We start from the raw sequence: 15,593 nt of genomic DNA, 5'->3' as shown, positions 1-15,593 counted from the left end.
CTAATACCATGAGGATTACGGACTGGATACGACGACACGCATCTTCAAAGCTGCTATAATTATCTGCAATATGTCCAGCTACCGTGGTTAGTTCCGCAGTATCTAACTCGACGCTTAATGATGAGGCTTGCTGCTGGATAAGTGAGCGTTTATCTGTCTCCTGCAATGTCAATCCACCAGTTTTTTCTAATGCCCGTTGCGGTTCACTGCGATCTAAGTAGGTCACCTCTTCATTAGGGAGTACCTCGGAAGATTCTTGTACACCAATAGCTAAGCTTTCCTCTGCTGGCTCTGCTGGGTCAAGTGCGATCGTGTTCTCTTCTGGCTGTACCAACTCCCAAACATCGGCATTACTTTCCTCTGTGATTTCAGTAATTGCAGGTTCAGGTATTGCTACTAACTCGCATACGTTTTGAGTGGACAATTCCAGCTTAGATAAAACTATCTTCATCTCCTCCTCTGTTGGACTTTCTAGGTCAGTCACAACAGCTTGATAAATGTCCCGAACTTGTTGCAGGGAAACTTTAATTCCTTTTCTGCTGGCACGGGTTTGTAGACGCTTAACGAAAGTCTTCATGAGGACAACTCCTCTAAATCGTGAGCGTGGATAGCTTTGTAGATGAATGCATTCGTGAGAATTGGCTTTAAATCTTCTGGCGAATATTCTCGATCGCGTTTATATCCTCCTAAGTGTCGAAACCATCTCGTCACAGTAGATTGATGTGGTTTTATCCCATAAGTAGAAAGTAGATTTAAAACTTCTACTCCGGTGATGTTTTTGGATGTATTGCTTAATAGTTTCTCTGCTTTGGAGTAACACGTAAGAATTCCATCAACACCAATCGCACATCTTGGAATTATTTTTCTAATCTCTGCGAAAAATTTGACGTTTTTAGGCGTAACTTCCATCTGATTCTTTTGCAAAATCTTCTGAATCTTCCGCCAATGGTTATCAGTGCAGCGACCAAAAATCAATTCGTATTCAATACGTGCATCGGATATCGTAGCCAGTACGATCACCTCCTTATTTAGCGATTAGTCATCACGGTGCAATACCGCAGGATGATGACGTTGGTAATGCATGAGCGTTTATGTTTGCCTCCTAAGCGCATTAGTTACGCATACAGCAACGGATTGCAGATGCATTGCCTTTGCATTGGCGGAAAAAAAGACAAAAAAATCTCCTCCGAAGTGATGCACTGCCTTACGCACCAATCACTCCAGCGATTTGTTTTTGTGAAATTTTCTCCTCTACCTAAGCGCAATGATAGCATTATGGGACACGGACGTAACATTTTCTGTCCAAACGGTATCCACTACTTTTTTATCAAGATTTATATGGAGTTACCCCTTGTTTTGGAGCATAATTGGCTACCCCTGCCAAAGGGACACATAGAAGTGCCTGAGACTATGAGTGCGAAGAAAGACGAACGCTTTAAGATGGCTCCGTTGAGTGAATACTACGAACATTTGCTCAAAGCTGATGCCTTCTTAGCCAGAAATACTCTATCTGCACAAGCTAGATTCATCCTTCAAACTTCTCTAGTGGAAAAGAAAGAGCAGATTCAGGAAGGAGTTAGCTACCTAGCAAGGAGACGTAATATTTCATCCGAGGAAATGTGGGACAGAATCCAGGCAGGAACAGCAGAGGAAACTTCAAAACAGGAGTTATCTGAACTGCAAGATGATGATGACGATGCGGATTAAAGAGTAAAATCTTTTCACAAATAAATTAAAAAGAACGGCTCCGGCAATGTTTAGCGACGTACCAGAACCGCTCTTCCTTGTATTTTTCATGAGTGGAACCCATGACTACTATTACTGTATCAAATCAAGCATCAACCGCAACACTTGAATGTCCTAATCCCTTACTAGCAGCACACTACAAGGAATTGATTGAAAAGCGATCGCTCCCTCTAGATTGGGTAGTCGCCAACTGTCGCTCCATTAGTATCCACAAGGCAACCGAGCTATTAGGATATCCGGCAAAATCCCCTGGAATCCTTCTACAAGGCGATGGCTGGCAAGTTCAGTTCAAGCCAGATCGCCCGTGGTTGTCTGGTCACGACACGTCAGCAGGTAAGAAGAGGGCACCTAAGTACCGCACACCTCAAGAATACGCTGGTGATTACGATGCCATCCTTCCTAGCCATCCCAGCGATAAAGCATTCTGGCGAGACATGGAAGCCCTTAAGGAACGTGCTTATAAGGTTCAGGGGCATCCTTGCCTACTTGTCACTGAAGGGCTGTTCAAGGCGATTGCAGGTACATCTAATGGACTCCCGACAATCGCACTCTTAGGTGTAGAGATGGGGTTAACCAGCAGCAAGAATGACCCGCAAGGGAAGCGATACTTAGTTCCTTCCTTAGAAAAGTTTGCTAAAGCAGGATTTGGTTTTATCACTGCCTTTGATGCTGATTGTGTTGCCAACAAAAATGTAGTTGAAGCGGAAAGGAAGCTAATACATCAATTAAGAAAGTTTGATGTCCCTCTCTACTCAATTACTGGCAAGTGGGCAGTAGACGACGGTAAAGGGATGGATGATTACATAAAACAGAAAGGGATAGAAACTTTCAGGCAGGTATTAGCTGATATTTCAGAGCAATACAAAGCACCGTCTGAAGATGAAATCAAAAAAGCTAAGAAACCTCCTACACCAAAACAATTAGCCACAAAACTTGCAGAGGAATATCAACCGAAATGGGCTTTTCATGGAGAACAAGACACATGGAGAGTCTTTAACGGAAAGATTTGGGAAGCCTTCAGCATTAAAGATTTTATGAAGCTACTCTTCGATACCGTAGAAAGTAGAGGTATTGAATATAACACTCCTTCTTACCTAAAGAATGTAGCAGAACTTTTAGAGTGGCAGTTGCGGGTCAAGAAATGGAATACCTTTGACAGGAAGAATTGGATTGCCTTTAACAATGGAGTTTTGGAAGTAGCGACAGGCAAAATCCACAAGCACAGCCCTGGATTCCGCTTTATATCTCACTTACAACGTGATTACCGCCCATTAACTCTTAGTACTGAAGCCCCAACTCCAATTCAGTTATTAGCCAATAATTGTCCCGCATTTTACCAATGGGCAATGGAAGCAATGAACAATGATGAGAGCAAAGTTCTTAAGCTACTGGCAATAGTGAACGGGGTAATCAAGTTCCGCTTCTATGATTTGCAGATGTTCGTGTATTTAGTTGGGAAACCAGGGACAGGCAAAGGAACTTTTTGCCGACTATTGGAGAAGATTGTTGGGCAGGAAAATCATACATCTAGCCGATTGGAAAAATTAGGAGACGATTACGAGATTGCCAAAAACATTAATATGCAATTAGTAACTTGCCCGGATGAAGACAAACAACTAGGAAAGTACGGGGACGTAAAGGCGTATACAGGGGGCGATACGATGTCTTACAGAGAGATATATAAATCCCCCTCAGCTTCACGTTTTTATGGAACTCTCGTTATCACGTCCAACTCTTCAATTTTCACGGGAGATACCAGCGGGTTGGACAGAAGAATGTGCCTAAACATATTCAACAATAAAATTCCTTCCTACAAGAGGAGTGCCGCCATCGAGAAGGTATTAGAAAGTGAATTAACCGCACTAACATCGGTTGCCTTAGCAATGCCGGATGACGAAGTAACCCAGCGTATCCGAGGAATCGGAGAAGCTGAAATCCCAGAATTCAAAAGAGAAGATTGGCTGTTGAAGTGTGAAGTCAACTCGGTTGCTGCCTGGGCGAACCAGCGAATTATTCATGACCCTGATAGTTATGAATTCCTCAGCGATCTATATGAGGACTATCGGGATTGCTGCGGTGATTCAGGGCAGAAGGCGGTTGCCGACAAGAAGTTAAGCTCTAACCTCTTGCAAATAGCCAATGAAGTAATGGGCTGGGAGGATGTAGTTCGCGATCGCAAAGCAGCGGGAACAATAATCCGTGGTATCCGGTTGCGTAAAGGTGGCTCTGATGACGATAAACCGTGGATTGAGGAGCTTTTTGCACCTCCAGAATCAAAAATCCCATCTGCATTGTGTACTTCATCTGAAGATACGAATGAAGCTACGAAACTCATACAGCACAAGGCGAGTGAAGGTAATGTAGATGAATTGCCAAACTTTTTAGAGAACAAAAAAGCGCTACAAGTAGAAGAGCAAGATAAACCGGATAATTTAAAAGTTTTGCCGGAAGAAATCTACATTGCTCCCGAATTGGCTCCCAGTAAAGAATCTAGCTGTGAAGCTGCATCTACATCGCCTTCTACATTGCCTGAAATACTTCCACCCACCACAGAACCGCTACAGGTGCCAGCGGTCGATGAGCTTAATGGTTGGGGGACGTACAACAAAGTCTTGCCCTACCCCAATCCCAAATCAGATAATGAGCGTTCCAGCCAAAAGCGATCGCTGGCAATTCGTGAATCGTTCCGAGCTTCAAATACCGTAGAAGATTTGTTTGCCCTCAATCGGGATAATGGAGGCGAGTTTTCTAAGGATGAGCTGACCTGGGTGAAGGACTGGGTGAAACTTTTCTTCCCTGTTGAGTTTCGTCATCTCCAAGCGACTGCCAAAATCACCCAACTTGGTCTAGAGTTCACATGATGGCGACTCAATTGCAAAAGTACGACTGTGATAGCTGTGGCTTTGATGCGATCGCATTCTCAATAAGCTTCGCCTCCAGTGTGTCCTTATTGCATATCAAAACCGAAGGTTTTGAGTAAGACGTGGGGCAAAACGGCAATTATTGCCGTTTTAGCACATTGCTAACAGAGGAATCATCGCGTGTAATATCCAAATTTGGATGCTAAAGCTAGTGCAGTGCGGCAGAAATAACCCACCACTGAAAAAAGGTTAAAAACCTTACTGTACAAACTTTCTTCCCTTCTGCCTTCTGCCTCCTTACTTCTGCCTTCTTGCACTAGTTGTTTTGTCATAAAGCGATGAATTTCCTTCGGTTCATTTGTGCGATCGCATCGAGAGATATTGTCTTGGGCATCGCTTCTTAGGGAAGGATACCCGCCATTGTGCCCTACGACATTCCCTAAGAAATGGACATTAGGTTTTTGATTTGCTTCGTACCTTGACCCTAACTTCGCAATTTGCTAAGTTAGAAGAGTATCGCATCCCCCCTTACATATCACACCTAGCAATTTTGGAGTTGAGATTGGGGGTTGGGGATTTAGATGCCTAAATCCTGCCCTTTGGAAATTGGGGCTAAGGATTTAGATACCTAAATCCTTAGCCCCTTGTCGCAATTCCCCAATTGCTAGATGTGCTAGGTAAAGTGCGGGATGTGAGAAGTAGAAAATCACAAACACACGAGGTAAACCAATGACTATCAAAATTTGTCCTAGAGGAAAACCCGTAAATGCATATCATCTCTACATCCAAACTCAAGAAGTTTTGGGAAAAGCACCCCAGCTCCAAAACTTCTCTTCAACTGTGGTGTAAAGTAGCCGAAACAACCGATTGGCAAAATATTGTTGAGGTAAAAGAAGTATTTTCCTCAGCAGACCAAGTTGGTAACTTCATTATCTTTAATATTGGAGGTAACAAATATCGATTGATTACATTCATAGACTATAAATACAAAAAAATATTCATTCGTAATATCCTTACTCACGCTGAATATGACGAAGAAGCTTGGAAAAAGGATACGTGGTATTGATTAATAAGCTTTGTTTTCTTAACAGAGCTTAAATAGAGGCTGGGGATTGTAAATCTAAATGATTTGCCATCCCCAAGACTCGATTAAGAAGGTTTATCGCAAAAAATTAAATGGTTTACTCTAGTAATTATGTTGAATTGCTTAAAGCTTTTCCCCCGCGCCCCATCACTTCTGAATCAGAATTACTGGCAACTCAAGAAGTGATTGATTCTCTGCTGGATAAAGGGGAATTGACTTCTGATGAACGTGAATACCTCAACGTATTAGGCACATTGGTTCGTGAATACGAAGAAACTCAAGAGCCTATTCCCGATATTTATGGTGTAGAGCTATTAAAAGCCTTGCTCGTAGAATTTGGTTTACGGCAAAAAGACCTTGTTCCTATCTTTAAAACTGAATCTATTGTGTCTGCTGTATTGAGTGGACAGCGCCAACTTACAGTTAACCACATCAAGAAAATGGGTGAGTTCTTCCATATCTCGCCTGCTGCTTTTTTTCCAAAGTAACCACCAAAGAAGGTTTGCCAGCAGATGTAGTTGCTAAGGCGATAATCTGCCAGTTCTCGGCTTGGGTCTTTATCTACTTCGCCGTTCCTAGCACTACCCTAGCAACAGACGATTGCGTTACTTCTCCCATTTCCTCAGCACCGCCAGGGATGACGTGACCTCAATCCCTTTCATCTCAATGAAGTCCAGCAGTTCCCCTGGCGTGCGGGTGTCTTCTTCTGTCTTGGCGTTCGGGTTGACCGCTTTGAGGTCGTAGTTTTTCGCCTCTATTTCCTCACGGGTGACTGTCCAACTGCGATCGCTATCCGCTCTCTGAGGCAGCAGCTTCAAAAACTCCTCAAAGCGAGCCATTGTTAGCGGGGTTTTCTTGCCGACTTTGATATCAGACAGGTCATAGTACCAAATCTTTTCGGTAGACTTACCCCTGGTGAAGAACAGGATATTGGCTTTGACTCCTCCCCCCGCTGCCACAAACGTTCCTGGAGGTAGACTGACGATACACCAGAGGTCGCAGTCATCCAGCAGCTTGCGCTTGGTTTGGACAAAGGCGGTTTCGTTAGTGCGGAACAACACCCCTTCATCGAGGACAATGCCACATCGTCCCCCCGGCTTCAGGCTATTGATGACGTGCTGGAGGAAGAGTACCTGAGTGGCACTGGTTTTGTAAGCAAACTGCGCCTGAACTTCCTTGTGTTCCTTACCGCCGAAGGGGGGATTGGTCAGAATCACATCAAACAGCGCGGGTGCCCCTTGGAATAAATCAGCATAGTTCGCCCCACCAGTGAGGGTGTTACCATGCCACAGGTTCGGCTGGTCAACACCATGTAAAGCGAGATTGGCGAGGGCAATGGGATAAATGAGGTTTTCCTTTTCTCGTCCGTAGAAGGTGTGGAGTTTTAGAGTTTCTAGCTGTTCACCCGTAATTTCATCCCCCAACGCGGCTCTCATGTACTCGTAGGCTTGAGCTAAGAAGCCGCCCGTACCACAGGCGGGGTCGTAAATCTTTTCGCAAATCTTTTCATTGATTTGGGGATTAATCGCTTGTATCATCGCTCGGACAATCTCGCGGGGGGTAAAGAACTGTCCGCCGTCGTTATTCTTCTCTCCCATCTTGAGCAGCAGTCCTTCATAGACTTGAGAGATGGGGAAGATATGAGTCGGGTCGATTTGGGTGATTTCGTGAACTTTATCCAGGACGTTGAGCAGGTTGAATTCCGTGTCCAGGCGTACCCGTTCTACACCGGACATCACCTCACTGATAATCTTCTGTCTGGGGGAGGCGTTGGGTAGATTCTTCAGTTTTCTAAGGTGGGGAATTAGATCATTATTAACAAAGGTGAGGAACCCGCCCAATGCACCCATCTGGAGTTCTAAGCGCTTCGTGCCTGCTGGGGATGCCCAGTCTTGCCAGCGGTAGGGTGGCTCTAAGGACGGCTGGAAGTCTTCACCCACTGCTTCGGCTTCTTCGGCTTCCTGTTGTTCTCGCTCGTCGAGAATTCGCAAAAATAGAATCCAGGTGAGTTCTGGAACGTATTGTAATGCCCCGGCGCAGTTCGAGCGACGCATGATGTCGCAGATGCTTTTAATGTAGCTATTCAGGCTTTGTTGGGTGATGAAGCTTTTGCCGTTACTTTTTTTTCTAGTTCCTACCATTAAATTGACCAGTATTGTTAATAGAAATTTATGGAAATAGATAGCACCCAAATCTAATGGTTATGTGCCTTTAAGTTAAGATAAAACCAGAGTTGAGAGGGATATTGGTATGGTACAATCTGACCCCAAGCTCCGCTTACCAACAAGCGATGAATTGCCTGACTCTGATGGGTTGCCTGTGGATAATGAACTTCATACTCTTGTTCCCAATTTATTAGGGTTGATTCTCGGTTTCATTTTGGGTCAGCGCTTTGATTGGTTTTTTGGGGTCAATATGGGAATTTACCATACCACTGGTATCAATCCCAGAGTTCCGATTGTGCCGGATGGTTTCTTGAGTTTGGGGGTTGAGCGGATTCGGGGAAATCGGTTACGTAAAAGTTATGTGGTGTGGGAAGAAAATGATATCGTTCCCATTTTTGTTTTAGAAATAGTCTCCCAAACGCCAGGGGGAGAGTATGACGATAAGCTATCAATTTATGCCAAATTAGGAGTTTTATATTACGTCATCTATAACCCAGATTTTTGGCGCAGAGACCAACAGGAACCGTTTGAGGTTTATCAGTTAGTCAATGGAAGTTATCAACGTCAAATTGGTGAGCCATTCTGGATGCCAGAAATTGGGTTGGGAATTGGTCGGGGAATCGGCAGTCATCGAGGATTACAGCGCGAGTGGTTGTATTGGTTTGACGAGAGAGGAAATCGGATTTTAACGCCAGAGGAATTGTTAGCGCGTTATCAAGAACAGTTTGGTGAGTTGCCAGGGAATGAGTAAGGGTTCCCTAATGTTGGTTTAAAGTTCTCCATTAAAGGCACGACGTAAGAGTGTGGCTGGTAGTTTATTGATAGCATCGAGTTGATATTTTAGGGATTTTTGTAGGTGTTCAACTTCTGCCAGTTGTTCGGTGAGAGTTGCTGTGATACGCTTCTGAACAGCAAGGGGTGGAGTGGGAACGGTAACAGTTTTCAAATTCTCTTGATTGATATTAGTGATTGTTCCTCTTCCTGACTTTGATATAAGCAAGCTCCTAAGAGAATCTTGACGAAGATAATAAATTAAAAATTCCGGGTGTATATTTGCTTCAATTAGCCTCGCTCGGATGAGAAAACCACAAAATGTAATAGGCTCGGTGTACTCTGAAAAGCAAGCTGACCAAGCTACCCCTTCTTCTTTTACAGAAGAACGCACAAACAAAATGTCTTGAGGATGGAGTAAATATTCGTCAGAAATTCTAATATCTACTCTATAGAGCTTATCCATTTGGATATAAACACTGTCTGAGTACATATTCAAAACATCAACAGTCAAAGTGCCTTGACCTTTCTGGTCACCAGTAAAATTAATCCCATTCTTAAATTGAGCAAGTTCCCCTAGTTGTTTCCTTTCCCACTTCTGAGCCTCTGGACTATTGAATACGGCACGGAGGTAGGCAGCGGGGAGAGCAATGGCTGCTTCTAACTGGGCTAGGGTTGCTTGACGCGATCGCTCCACCGCTTCCATCTGCTCATTCAAAATTGCCGCTATGCGCTTCTGTTCATCAAATGGCGGTAGGAGGATTTTAAAACGTTCAAGCTTTTCCCCAGGAAGATTAGGAAAGGTAGAGCCAGCCGTCTCCCGAAGTAAGGTAGAAGTCACAGCATCCAACAAAAAGAATAAAAACTCATTGATTGCCTGTCCTGACTTACCTCGAATTGCTGCTAGTCCTCGTCCAATGCAGTAGCGCTGGTCGGCTATATTTTTACGTCCAGTTGTCGCACCACGAACACAAAATAGAATGTCTTCCGGTTCAGCAAAACGGGTTGGGTCAGTTGTCCATTGAACTGGAGTTGGATGAACTGACCCAAATTCACTTGGTCCATTGAGTAGAGGTTCACCCTTTCCAAGGGAGTTATAGGACGTGCCGACTGGGGATTGTCCCATTACTATCTCGCACACATCCCCTAACTTGACCCATCGCCAACCATCAGGCAGTTCCCTCTTATCCTCCTGTTGGCTTATTAATTCAGTTGTTATCACGCTGCAAATAACCTCACCTTCGTTTCCCGCAACACATCAGCAGGCTTACCCAACACCTTCAACGCATCCAACCCGCCAGCCTTTCTCACCTCTGGCGTCTGGAAAATCTTAGAATTCTCCAACCCTTCAGTGCCAGCACGGGTAAACTGGGCGGTTAGCGCCTTCACCGTAGCTGCTGTGGGTGCAGGCATCTCATTTAACCAGTCAACGTGCTTGTAAGCAAACGCCTCGACTCGTTCCATGCGAGTACGCCGATTCAACCCATAGCCCAACTCTGCCAGCACATCATAGAGGTCGCAATCTTCCAAATCCTCCACCTCACGCACTACCAGGGGAGAACGTCCCCCATCCGGTAATTGAGCGATCGCCTGTCTGCGTTCCTCTCGATTCACCCAAATCGTGCGAAAATCCGTGAGATTCGGCACCGTTTCCACTAACTTCTGTGCCAAGCGTTCCTTATACTCCTCTATAGTTACGGGCAGAGTTTGACCGTCCACCATCGTCAGAATGTAGCGCCCTGCTGGGGTAATCTTGACATCAAAACCTTCCACTAAAATGGTACGCTGCTGTTGTCGTTCACCCGTTGGTTGAGGTGTCCCCTCCCCCCCGGTGGACGTGCGCCGCGCTGTTAACCGACTCAAGAAGGACTGACCGAATAGCCGGGTAGCATTGGTATAGTCATAGACGCGAAACATCAGCTTCTGTGTCGCCGCATCCAGACGGGTACCCCGTCCTACCATCTGATAAAAACTAATGGGAGAGTTGACGTATTTGAAAAAGGCGATATTCCGCACCACCGGGACATCAACCCCCGTCGTCAGCAGGTCAACCGTAGTGGCGATAAAGTGCGATCGCGAACTGCCCTTTAAGTCAGCAAGGTAAGTACTGCCAGAACCCTTCGCGGTACATTTGAAAGCATAGGGTTCAACGCGCTTAAAGCCGTTCTCCTGACACCACTGGGCATACAGGTTATTCATTACAGTAGCTACATCATCTGCATGGCGGTCGCGCACGCAGAAGATAATTGTCTTCTGCTCTGGTCCTCCGGTTGACAACAGATAATTAAACAAATCCCGACACATCGCCAGCACGCGGTCTGGTAAGAGGATGCGGTTCTCATAGCTGGTGTGTTCGTACAGTTTGCGTAACTCTGCCTCACTGATGGGTTGTCCCGTGTCGGCGTCTACAGGATTTCGGGCTAAGATATCCTCAATTGTGATGCCCGTATCGTCCAGACTGACCTGGCTGCATTGGATTTCACAGGCGGCGAGGTAGCCATCCTCAATGCCTTGAGCAATGTCGTATTCGTAGACAGGCTCACCGAAATACCGCATATTATCAGCCGTAATCTGAGCATCGGCTTGACTTTCCCTGGTGTTTTCGGGAACCTCCAGCTCACGCGGTGTGGCAGTCAAACCAATCTGTACAGCATCGGGATTGCGGGTGAGTACCTGCGACCACTGACCCCAAGCTGACCGATGGCACTCATCTATAATGATGTGACTGAAGTAGTTCTCTGGGTAATGGGTGGTGAGGAAGTTAGCAGTGTCCTCCTCATTATCGACATCCAGGGTTTGATAGGTAGCAATCAGAATCCGGGCATTCTTTTTCGGGTCACCTGCGGAAACCGTAGCGGCATCGGCACCAAAGATAATTTGCAGAGCCGCTGCTGCTTGAGAACGCAGTTCGTCGCGATCGCACACAAACAGCGCCCGTCTCAGTTGACCCGCGTCGGCAATCCGACTCAGAATATTCACGGCGATAAACGTCTTACCTGCCCCGGTCGCCAGCGATAACAGCGCTCGTTTCGGCAGGAATCGCGTCTCACACTGAGCAATCTTTTCCAATGTGGCACGGATAGCCGCGTCTTGATAATACCGTCGTGCGCTTTCCCCACCTCGGTAGCGCGTTAGCAGAGGACGGGCAGCGGGTTCATCCAGACTAAAGCCCAGGTGCTGTTCGTAACGACTGCGAAGTTCAGCGGGTGTGGGGAATTCTGCCAAGGGTCGCAGATGGGACGTGATGCCCGTGATGCAATCGTACTCGACAAATAAATGACCGTTAGAAGAGAACAAGAAGGGAACATTCAACCCCTTGGCGTAACGCTTGACCTGCTCTAAACCGTGATTCGCTGGCAAGTCCTCTTTTTTCGCTTCAATCAGCGCCACAGCTACGGGTTGACTATCGGGACTGACTTGCAACCGCAGGGTATAGTCTACACGTCCTCTGTTTTGTTTGTGAGCTTCGCCGTCGATAATTTCAATCGTCCCGGCATTCTCCTCACGCTTGATTAACTCCTCAGTCCAGCCCCGTTGGTATAGAGTTGGGTCAATTAACTTGGAGCGGGTGTCTTGTTCACTTAGTCCCACACTTTACCTCATCGACGTTCGTTGAGCGCTAGAATCGATCGCTTCTAGCGCTGTTATGCTTCAAGCCACCTCTTTAGGGATATATAAACCAGCTTATTTCCTGTTTTATTCCCTAAAAAGTACAGCGTCAACCAAAGATTTGATTGTTTAGTAGCTGAGAGTTATAACGAATAATCCACCTAGAGCAATTGTTACTGTCACAGGCCATGCAGCCGCAGCTAGACCTATCCCTGTAACTACAAGAGTTGCACCTGCTGAAACTGACAAAATTCCTAGGACAACCACTGAGAGGCACAAAGTGACTTTAATTGCCAGTGGTAAGGTTAGAAAAAATTCCATTTTTACTCCTTGCTTTATCTGTGATACGAGTTCTTTTTTCAGTCCACCAGCTAGGTTAGTCAGATAACCTAGCTGGTGTTTTTGTGTCAACAAAAATCCCTAACGTTGACTGCTAATACCTTTTTAGTTAGGCTGTGGCAGCTTTTGGAGAAGTGGTTCTTGGACTGGATTCCTTAACAGCTTTGATAGCTTCTGATATAGCTGCACCACCAAGTGCCGCCCCAGCTCCATAAGCAACACCTTTTAAAGCTGCTGCTCCTAATGTACAGGTTGTTACAGGTTCACACATATTTGTCTCCTTCTTGTTTTGATTTCGACGCTCAAGGCGATGTGCCTTGATTCACTCTTCCTATGAAAACTTTTTTGTTTATGGGTTTTAGGTGATTGAAATCCTCTTATTTAAGTGATTTTTCTCAGGAATTATTTAAATATTTTTGATATTAATAATAAAAAATTATTGAATAATAAACTGCATTTTTACTGGAATTTAAAGAGAAAACGTTTTAAGATTCCGTAAATCTACGCTTGCCAATTTAATCAGGGGTAAGCTTCGTCTTCTTAATAACGAGAATGAGTTAAACTAAGCCACCCCGTTACGGAAGCGGCTTAGCCTAACAAGTCATGTGCCCTCTGTAACTACGAAGCGCTGGCGAGTTAGCGGAGTGGCTTTCAAAGAGCTGGGGTAGCAACAGGCTGACCACTTGACAAACAGGTATCGGAGCTGTGGTCGGGCTGATGGGAGGAAAAGCCGCTGACTTCCTTCACAAAGAGGAGGAGGAAGAAGAAGAGGACAAGGACAAGCCATAACAATGTGGGACGCAGTTCAGCCCACCTGCAAAGCGAATTGCGTCCCAAACAAAAAACCCTCGCCGTGAGGCAAAGGGCATTCATCAGGGTGCATCTACTTACCTTCCTTTTCAACAGGCTTGTACCCGGCTCCGGAAGAATCAGCTTTCCTTAAAACCAACTTGATGGTATAAACTTGGAACAATTCTGGTACCACGTTGGAACCACACGGTCATCATGATTATTACCCTTGGTGGTGTCAAGGGAGGGGAAGGCAAGTCCACTCTAGCGACAAACCTGGCAATCTGTAGGAGTACTAAAGGCTATGATGTTCTCCTGGTTGACGCCGACAAACAACGCAGTGCCTCAGACTTCACTCTGGCACGAAAGGAAACGCTAGCCAGCAGCGACACGGGCTACACCGCCATCCAATTGCAGAGTACTGCTGTTCGGGATGAGGTGCAGCACTTAGCTTCTAAATATGATGACATCATTATTGATGTTGGCGGTCGTGATACGGTCGAACAACGTGCGGCAATCGCCATCTCTCAGGTTTATGCCATTCCCGTTGTTCCCTCTAGCTACGATCTCTGGGCATTGGAACAAGTGGCTTCCCTAATAGAAGAAGGTCGTGCTTTCAACCCATCACTTCATGCCCTGTGTTTTCTCAATAAATCGCCCTCTAGGGGCAAAGACATTACAGATGCGATCGCACTAATTCAAGACCTGACTCAACTCACCTACATTGATGCCATCCTTGTAGACCGTAAAGCTTGGAGAGATGCTACCGCCAAGGGAGTTTCAGTAATTGAATATATCCCCCGCAATCCGAAAGCAATTGATGAACTTTGGGCACTATACAACACACTATTTGACCCTCAGCTTGATACCAAACACAAACCAAACAGGAGGCGTCAATAATGGCTCTGAGAAAGCGACCCAAGCCAGAAGAAACTGACCAATGGATTCAGGCGGCTAATGTTGAAGATGACAAGCTCTCTGAAGAATCTGAAAAAGAAATCCAATCAGTTAGAGTCCGTATTCCCGTTGACTTACTTGAAGAGATTGACCAGCTCGTTGGCAAACGCCAACCTAAGACCAGCCGCCATAACTGGATACTGGAAGCCTTGTACGAGAAGGTAAAACGAGAGAAGAGGATTGTATCAAAGTGATTCCCTAGTGGTACCACTTTGATACAATCTTCGCCGTTAGTACAATGCAAGTAACAACCGTCATCCCCACTGGACAGACTCTACCCGACTGTTGTAAACCATTCTTCAGGGATATAGGAAAGTGGTAGTTGAAGCGAAACCGACACGGCCGAGGGAAGATACTTACTCAGCAAGAAATCCAGTTGTTGTTTACTTCTGGGTTGCAAACAACTTTATACCGCTGTCTGTTCGCAACAGCGTTATTTAGTGCCGCTCGAATCAATGAAGTCTGTACGCTCCTGAGTGAAGATGTTTTCGATAAATCGGGTCGAGTGCGCTCGCACCTAACAATCAGAAAAAGCAACACTAAAAGGCAACTAGGGACTCGTACCATCCCAATCATTGCTGATTTAAGGGCATTCCTGAGCGCCTATTATCCAGAAGCGGGTTCCCTTTATCTGTTTCCTGGTCGCTACGACAAGAGTGGACATCTTAACCCTGACTCAGCCGCGAGGGTATTGAGAAAGGCTTGTCAAAGTGTTGGGATAGATGGTGTATCAACTCACTCGTTTAGACGCACGGCACTGACGCAGATGAGCAACCAAAATATACCAATACGGGTGATTGCCACCTATTCAGGGCATAGGGACCTAACGCAATTGAATGCGTACCTGGAAGTGAGAGATGAGCAGGTATTGGGAGCGGCGGCAAGTTTATCGCTGCTATCGCCCGTAATCGGCGATGTCGGGAATATCAGATAAACCGATCGGACATTGAGGACACTCTCTAATGTCGTGACATCGTTCACAGTCCTTTGATTCTTTCCTTGTACAGGAACCGATTACCAGCAGGGACACGAGTAGCGACATGGTGACGGATAGTTTCAAAGGCATTTTTTTTCGGTTTTGAGGTTCAATGGTGGACGGCTGGAATGCTTGTTTTTATTGAATTACTCAGATTTGAGGCTTTCGGTTCTATGCCTAAATCTTCAGCCAAGGCACCAGGGCTTATCAGAGCGCTTCTTTAATAGCTCTCAACGCTGTCTTCTTAGGTTCTATCGGAATGATGATGTCTCCTACTGGATTCCGAAGACCTGACT

16 protein-coding genes are annotated in these 15,593 nt (G+C 45.7%); 9 read left to right on the top strand and 7 right to left on the bottom strand.

The window, feature by feature from the left end:
- Together AC5JL3_RS23070 and AC5JL3_RS23065 are read right to left on the bottom strand one after the other, a co-directional pair.
- On the bottom strand, positions 1-577 hold a 577-nt coding region (locus tag AC5JL3_RS23070; protein ID WP_496076708.1), incomplete at its 3' end, for a hypothetical protein.
- Positions 574-1,020 carry a hypothetical protein gene (locus AC5JL3_RS23065; protein WP_496076707.1) on the bottom strand — a complete coding sequence of 149 codons (447 nt, stop codon included), beginning with the start codon at positions 1,018-1,020 and terminating at the stop codon, positions 574-576. The genes AC5JL3_RS23070 and AC5JL3_RS23065, both read right to left, overlap by 4 nt.
- A gap of 42 nt (positions 1,021-1,062) precedes the next feature.
- Here AC5JL3_RS23065 and AC5JL3_RS23060 point away from each other — a divergent pair, with 42 nt between their 5' ends.
- The 5 genes from AC5JL3_RS23060 (at position 1,063) to AC5JL3_RS23040 (ending at position 6,179) form a co-directional block, all read left to right on the top strand.
- Complete coding sequence (locus AC5JL3_RS23060) at positions 1,063-1,707, top strand: hypothetical protein (protein WP_496076706.1); 645 nt, start codon at positions 1,063-1,065, stop codon at positions 1,705-1,707.
- A 101-nt stretch (positions 1,708-1,808) separates the two neighbouring features.
- On the top strand, positions 1,809-4,607 hold the full coding sequence (locus AC5JL3_RS23055; RefSeq protein ID WP_496076705.1) for a DUF3854 domain-containing protein: 2,799 nt from the start codon (positions 1,809-1,811) through the stop codon (positions 4,605-4,607).
- A complete protein-coding gene (locus tag AC5JL3_RS23050) occupies positions 4,604-4,726 on the top strand; it encodes a hypothetical protein (RefSeq protein ID WP_496076704.1) in 123 nt (40 codons plus the stop codon). Before AC5JL3_RS23055 ends, AC5JL3_RS23050 begins: the two co-directional genes overlap by 4 nt.
- Before the next feature lie 647 nt (positions 4,727-5,373).
- Complete coding sequence (locus AC5JL3_RS23045; protein ID WP_496076703.1) at positions 5,374-5,673, top strand: type II toxin-antitoxin system HigB family toxin; 300 nt, start codon at positions 5,374-5,376, stop codon at positions 5,671-5,673.
- Between the two features lie 110 nt (positions 5,674-5,783).
- Positions 5,784-6,179: a helix-turn-helix domain-containing protein gene (locus AC5JL3_RS23040; protein ID WP_496076702.1), complete on the top strand. Its 396-nt coding sequence runs from the start codon at positions 5,784-5,786 to the stop codon at positions 6,177-6,179.
- Between the two features lie 117 nt (positions 6,180-6,296).
- On the opposite strand, the gene AC5JL3_RS23035 is transcribed toward AC5JL3_RS23040, so the two are convergent.
- The gene (locus AC5JL3_RS23035) at positions 6,297-7,832 is read right to left on the bottom strand and encodes a class I SAM-dependent DNA methyltransferase (protein ID WP_496076701.1); all 1,536 of its coding nucleotides are present in this window, start codon (positions 7,830-7,832) and stop codon (positions 6,297-6,299) included.
- Positions 7,833-7,941: 109 nt separating this feature from the next.
- Between AC5JL3_RS23035 and AC5JL3_RS23030 the strand changes: the two genes are divergently transcribed.
- A complete protein-coding gene (locus AC5JL3_RS23030) occupies positions 7,942-8,607 on the top strand; it encodes a Uma2 family endonuclease (RefSeq protein WP_496076700.1) in 666 nt (221 codons plus the stop codon).
- A gap of 18 nt (positions 8,608-8,625) precedes the next feature.
- Here AC5JL3_RS23030 and AC5JL3_RS23025 read toward each other — a convergent pair whose 3' ends face one another.
- From AC5JL3_RS23025 to AC5JL3_RS23010, 4 genes are all read right to left on the bottom strand, one after another.
- The gene (locus AC5JL3_RS23025; protein ID WP_496076699.1) at positions 8,626-9,849 is read right to left on the bottom strand and encodes a restriction endonuclease subunit S; all 1,224 of its coding nucleotides are present in this window, start codon (positions 9,847-9,849) and stop codon (positions 8,626-8,628) included.
- Positions 9,846-12,218, bottom strand: coding sequence for a DEAD/DEAH box helicase family protein (locus AC5JL3_RS23020; protein ID WP_496076698.1), 2,373 nt, complete (start codon positions 12,216-12,218; stop codon positions 9,846-9,848). The genes AC5JL3_RS23025 and AC5JL3_RS23020 overlap by 4 nt, the downstream gene beginning before the upstream one ends.
- A 147-nt stretch (positions 12,219-12,365) precedes the next feature.
- A complete protein-coding gene (locus AC5JL3_RS23015; RefSeq protein ID WP_496076697.1) occupies positions 12,366-12,647 on the bottom strand; it encodes a hypothetical protein in 282 nt (93 codons plus the stop codon).
- Positions 12,648-12,684: 37 nt separating this feature from the next.
- Positions 12,685-12,846 carry a hypothetical protein gene (locus AC5JL3_RS23010; protein ID WP_496076696.1) on the bottom strand — a complete coding sequence of 54 codons (162 nt, stop codon included), beginning with the start codon at positions 12,844-12,846 and terminating at the stop codon, positions 12,685-12,687.
- 734 nt (positions 12,847-13,580) lie between these two features.
- Here AC5JL3_RS23010 and AC5JL3_RS23005 point away from each other — a divergent pair.
- From AC5JL3_RS23005 to AC5JL3_RS22995, 3 genes are all read left to right on the top strand, one after another.
- The gene (locus tag AC5JL3_RS23005; protein ID WP_496076695.1) at positions 13,581-14,264 is read left to right on the top strand and encodes an AAA family ATPase; all 684 of its coding nucleotides are present in this window, start codon (positions 13,581-13,583) and stop codon (positions 14,262-14,264) included.
- Complete coding sequence (locus AC5JL3_RS23000; protein WP_496076694.1) at positions 14,264-14,515, top strand: hypothetical protein; 252 nt, start codon at positions 14,264-14,266, stop codon at positions 14,513-14,515. Before AC5JL3_RS23005 ends, AC5JL3_RS23000 begins: the two co-directional genes overlap by 1 nt.
- 128 nt (positions 14,516-14,643) lie before the next feature.
- Positions 14,644-15,255, top strand: a complete 612-nt coding sequence (locus tag AC5JL3_RS22995) for a tyrosine-type recombinase/integrase (protein WP_496076693.1) — start codon at positions 14,644-14,646, stop codon at positions 15,253-15,255.
- The last annotated feature ends 338 nt before the right edge of the window (positions 15,256-15,593 follow it).

It is taken from the genome of Symplocastrum torsivum (genome assembly GCF_059505465.1).
This window is presented reverse-complemented; position numbering and strand designations above follow the sequence as displayed.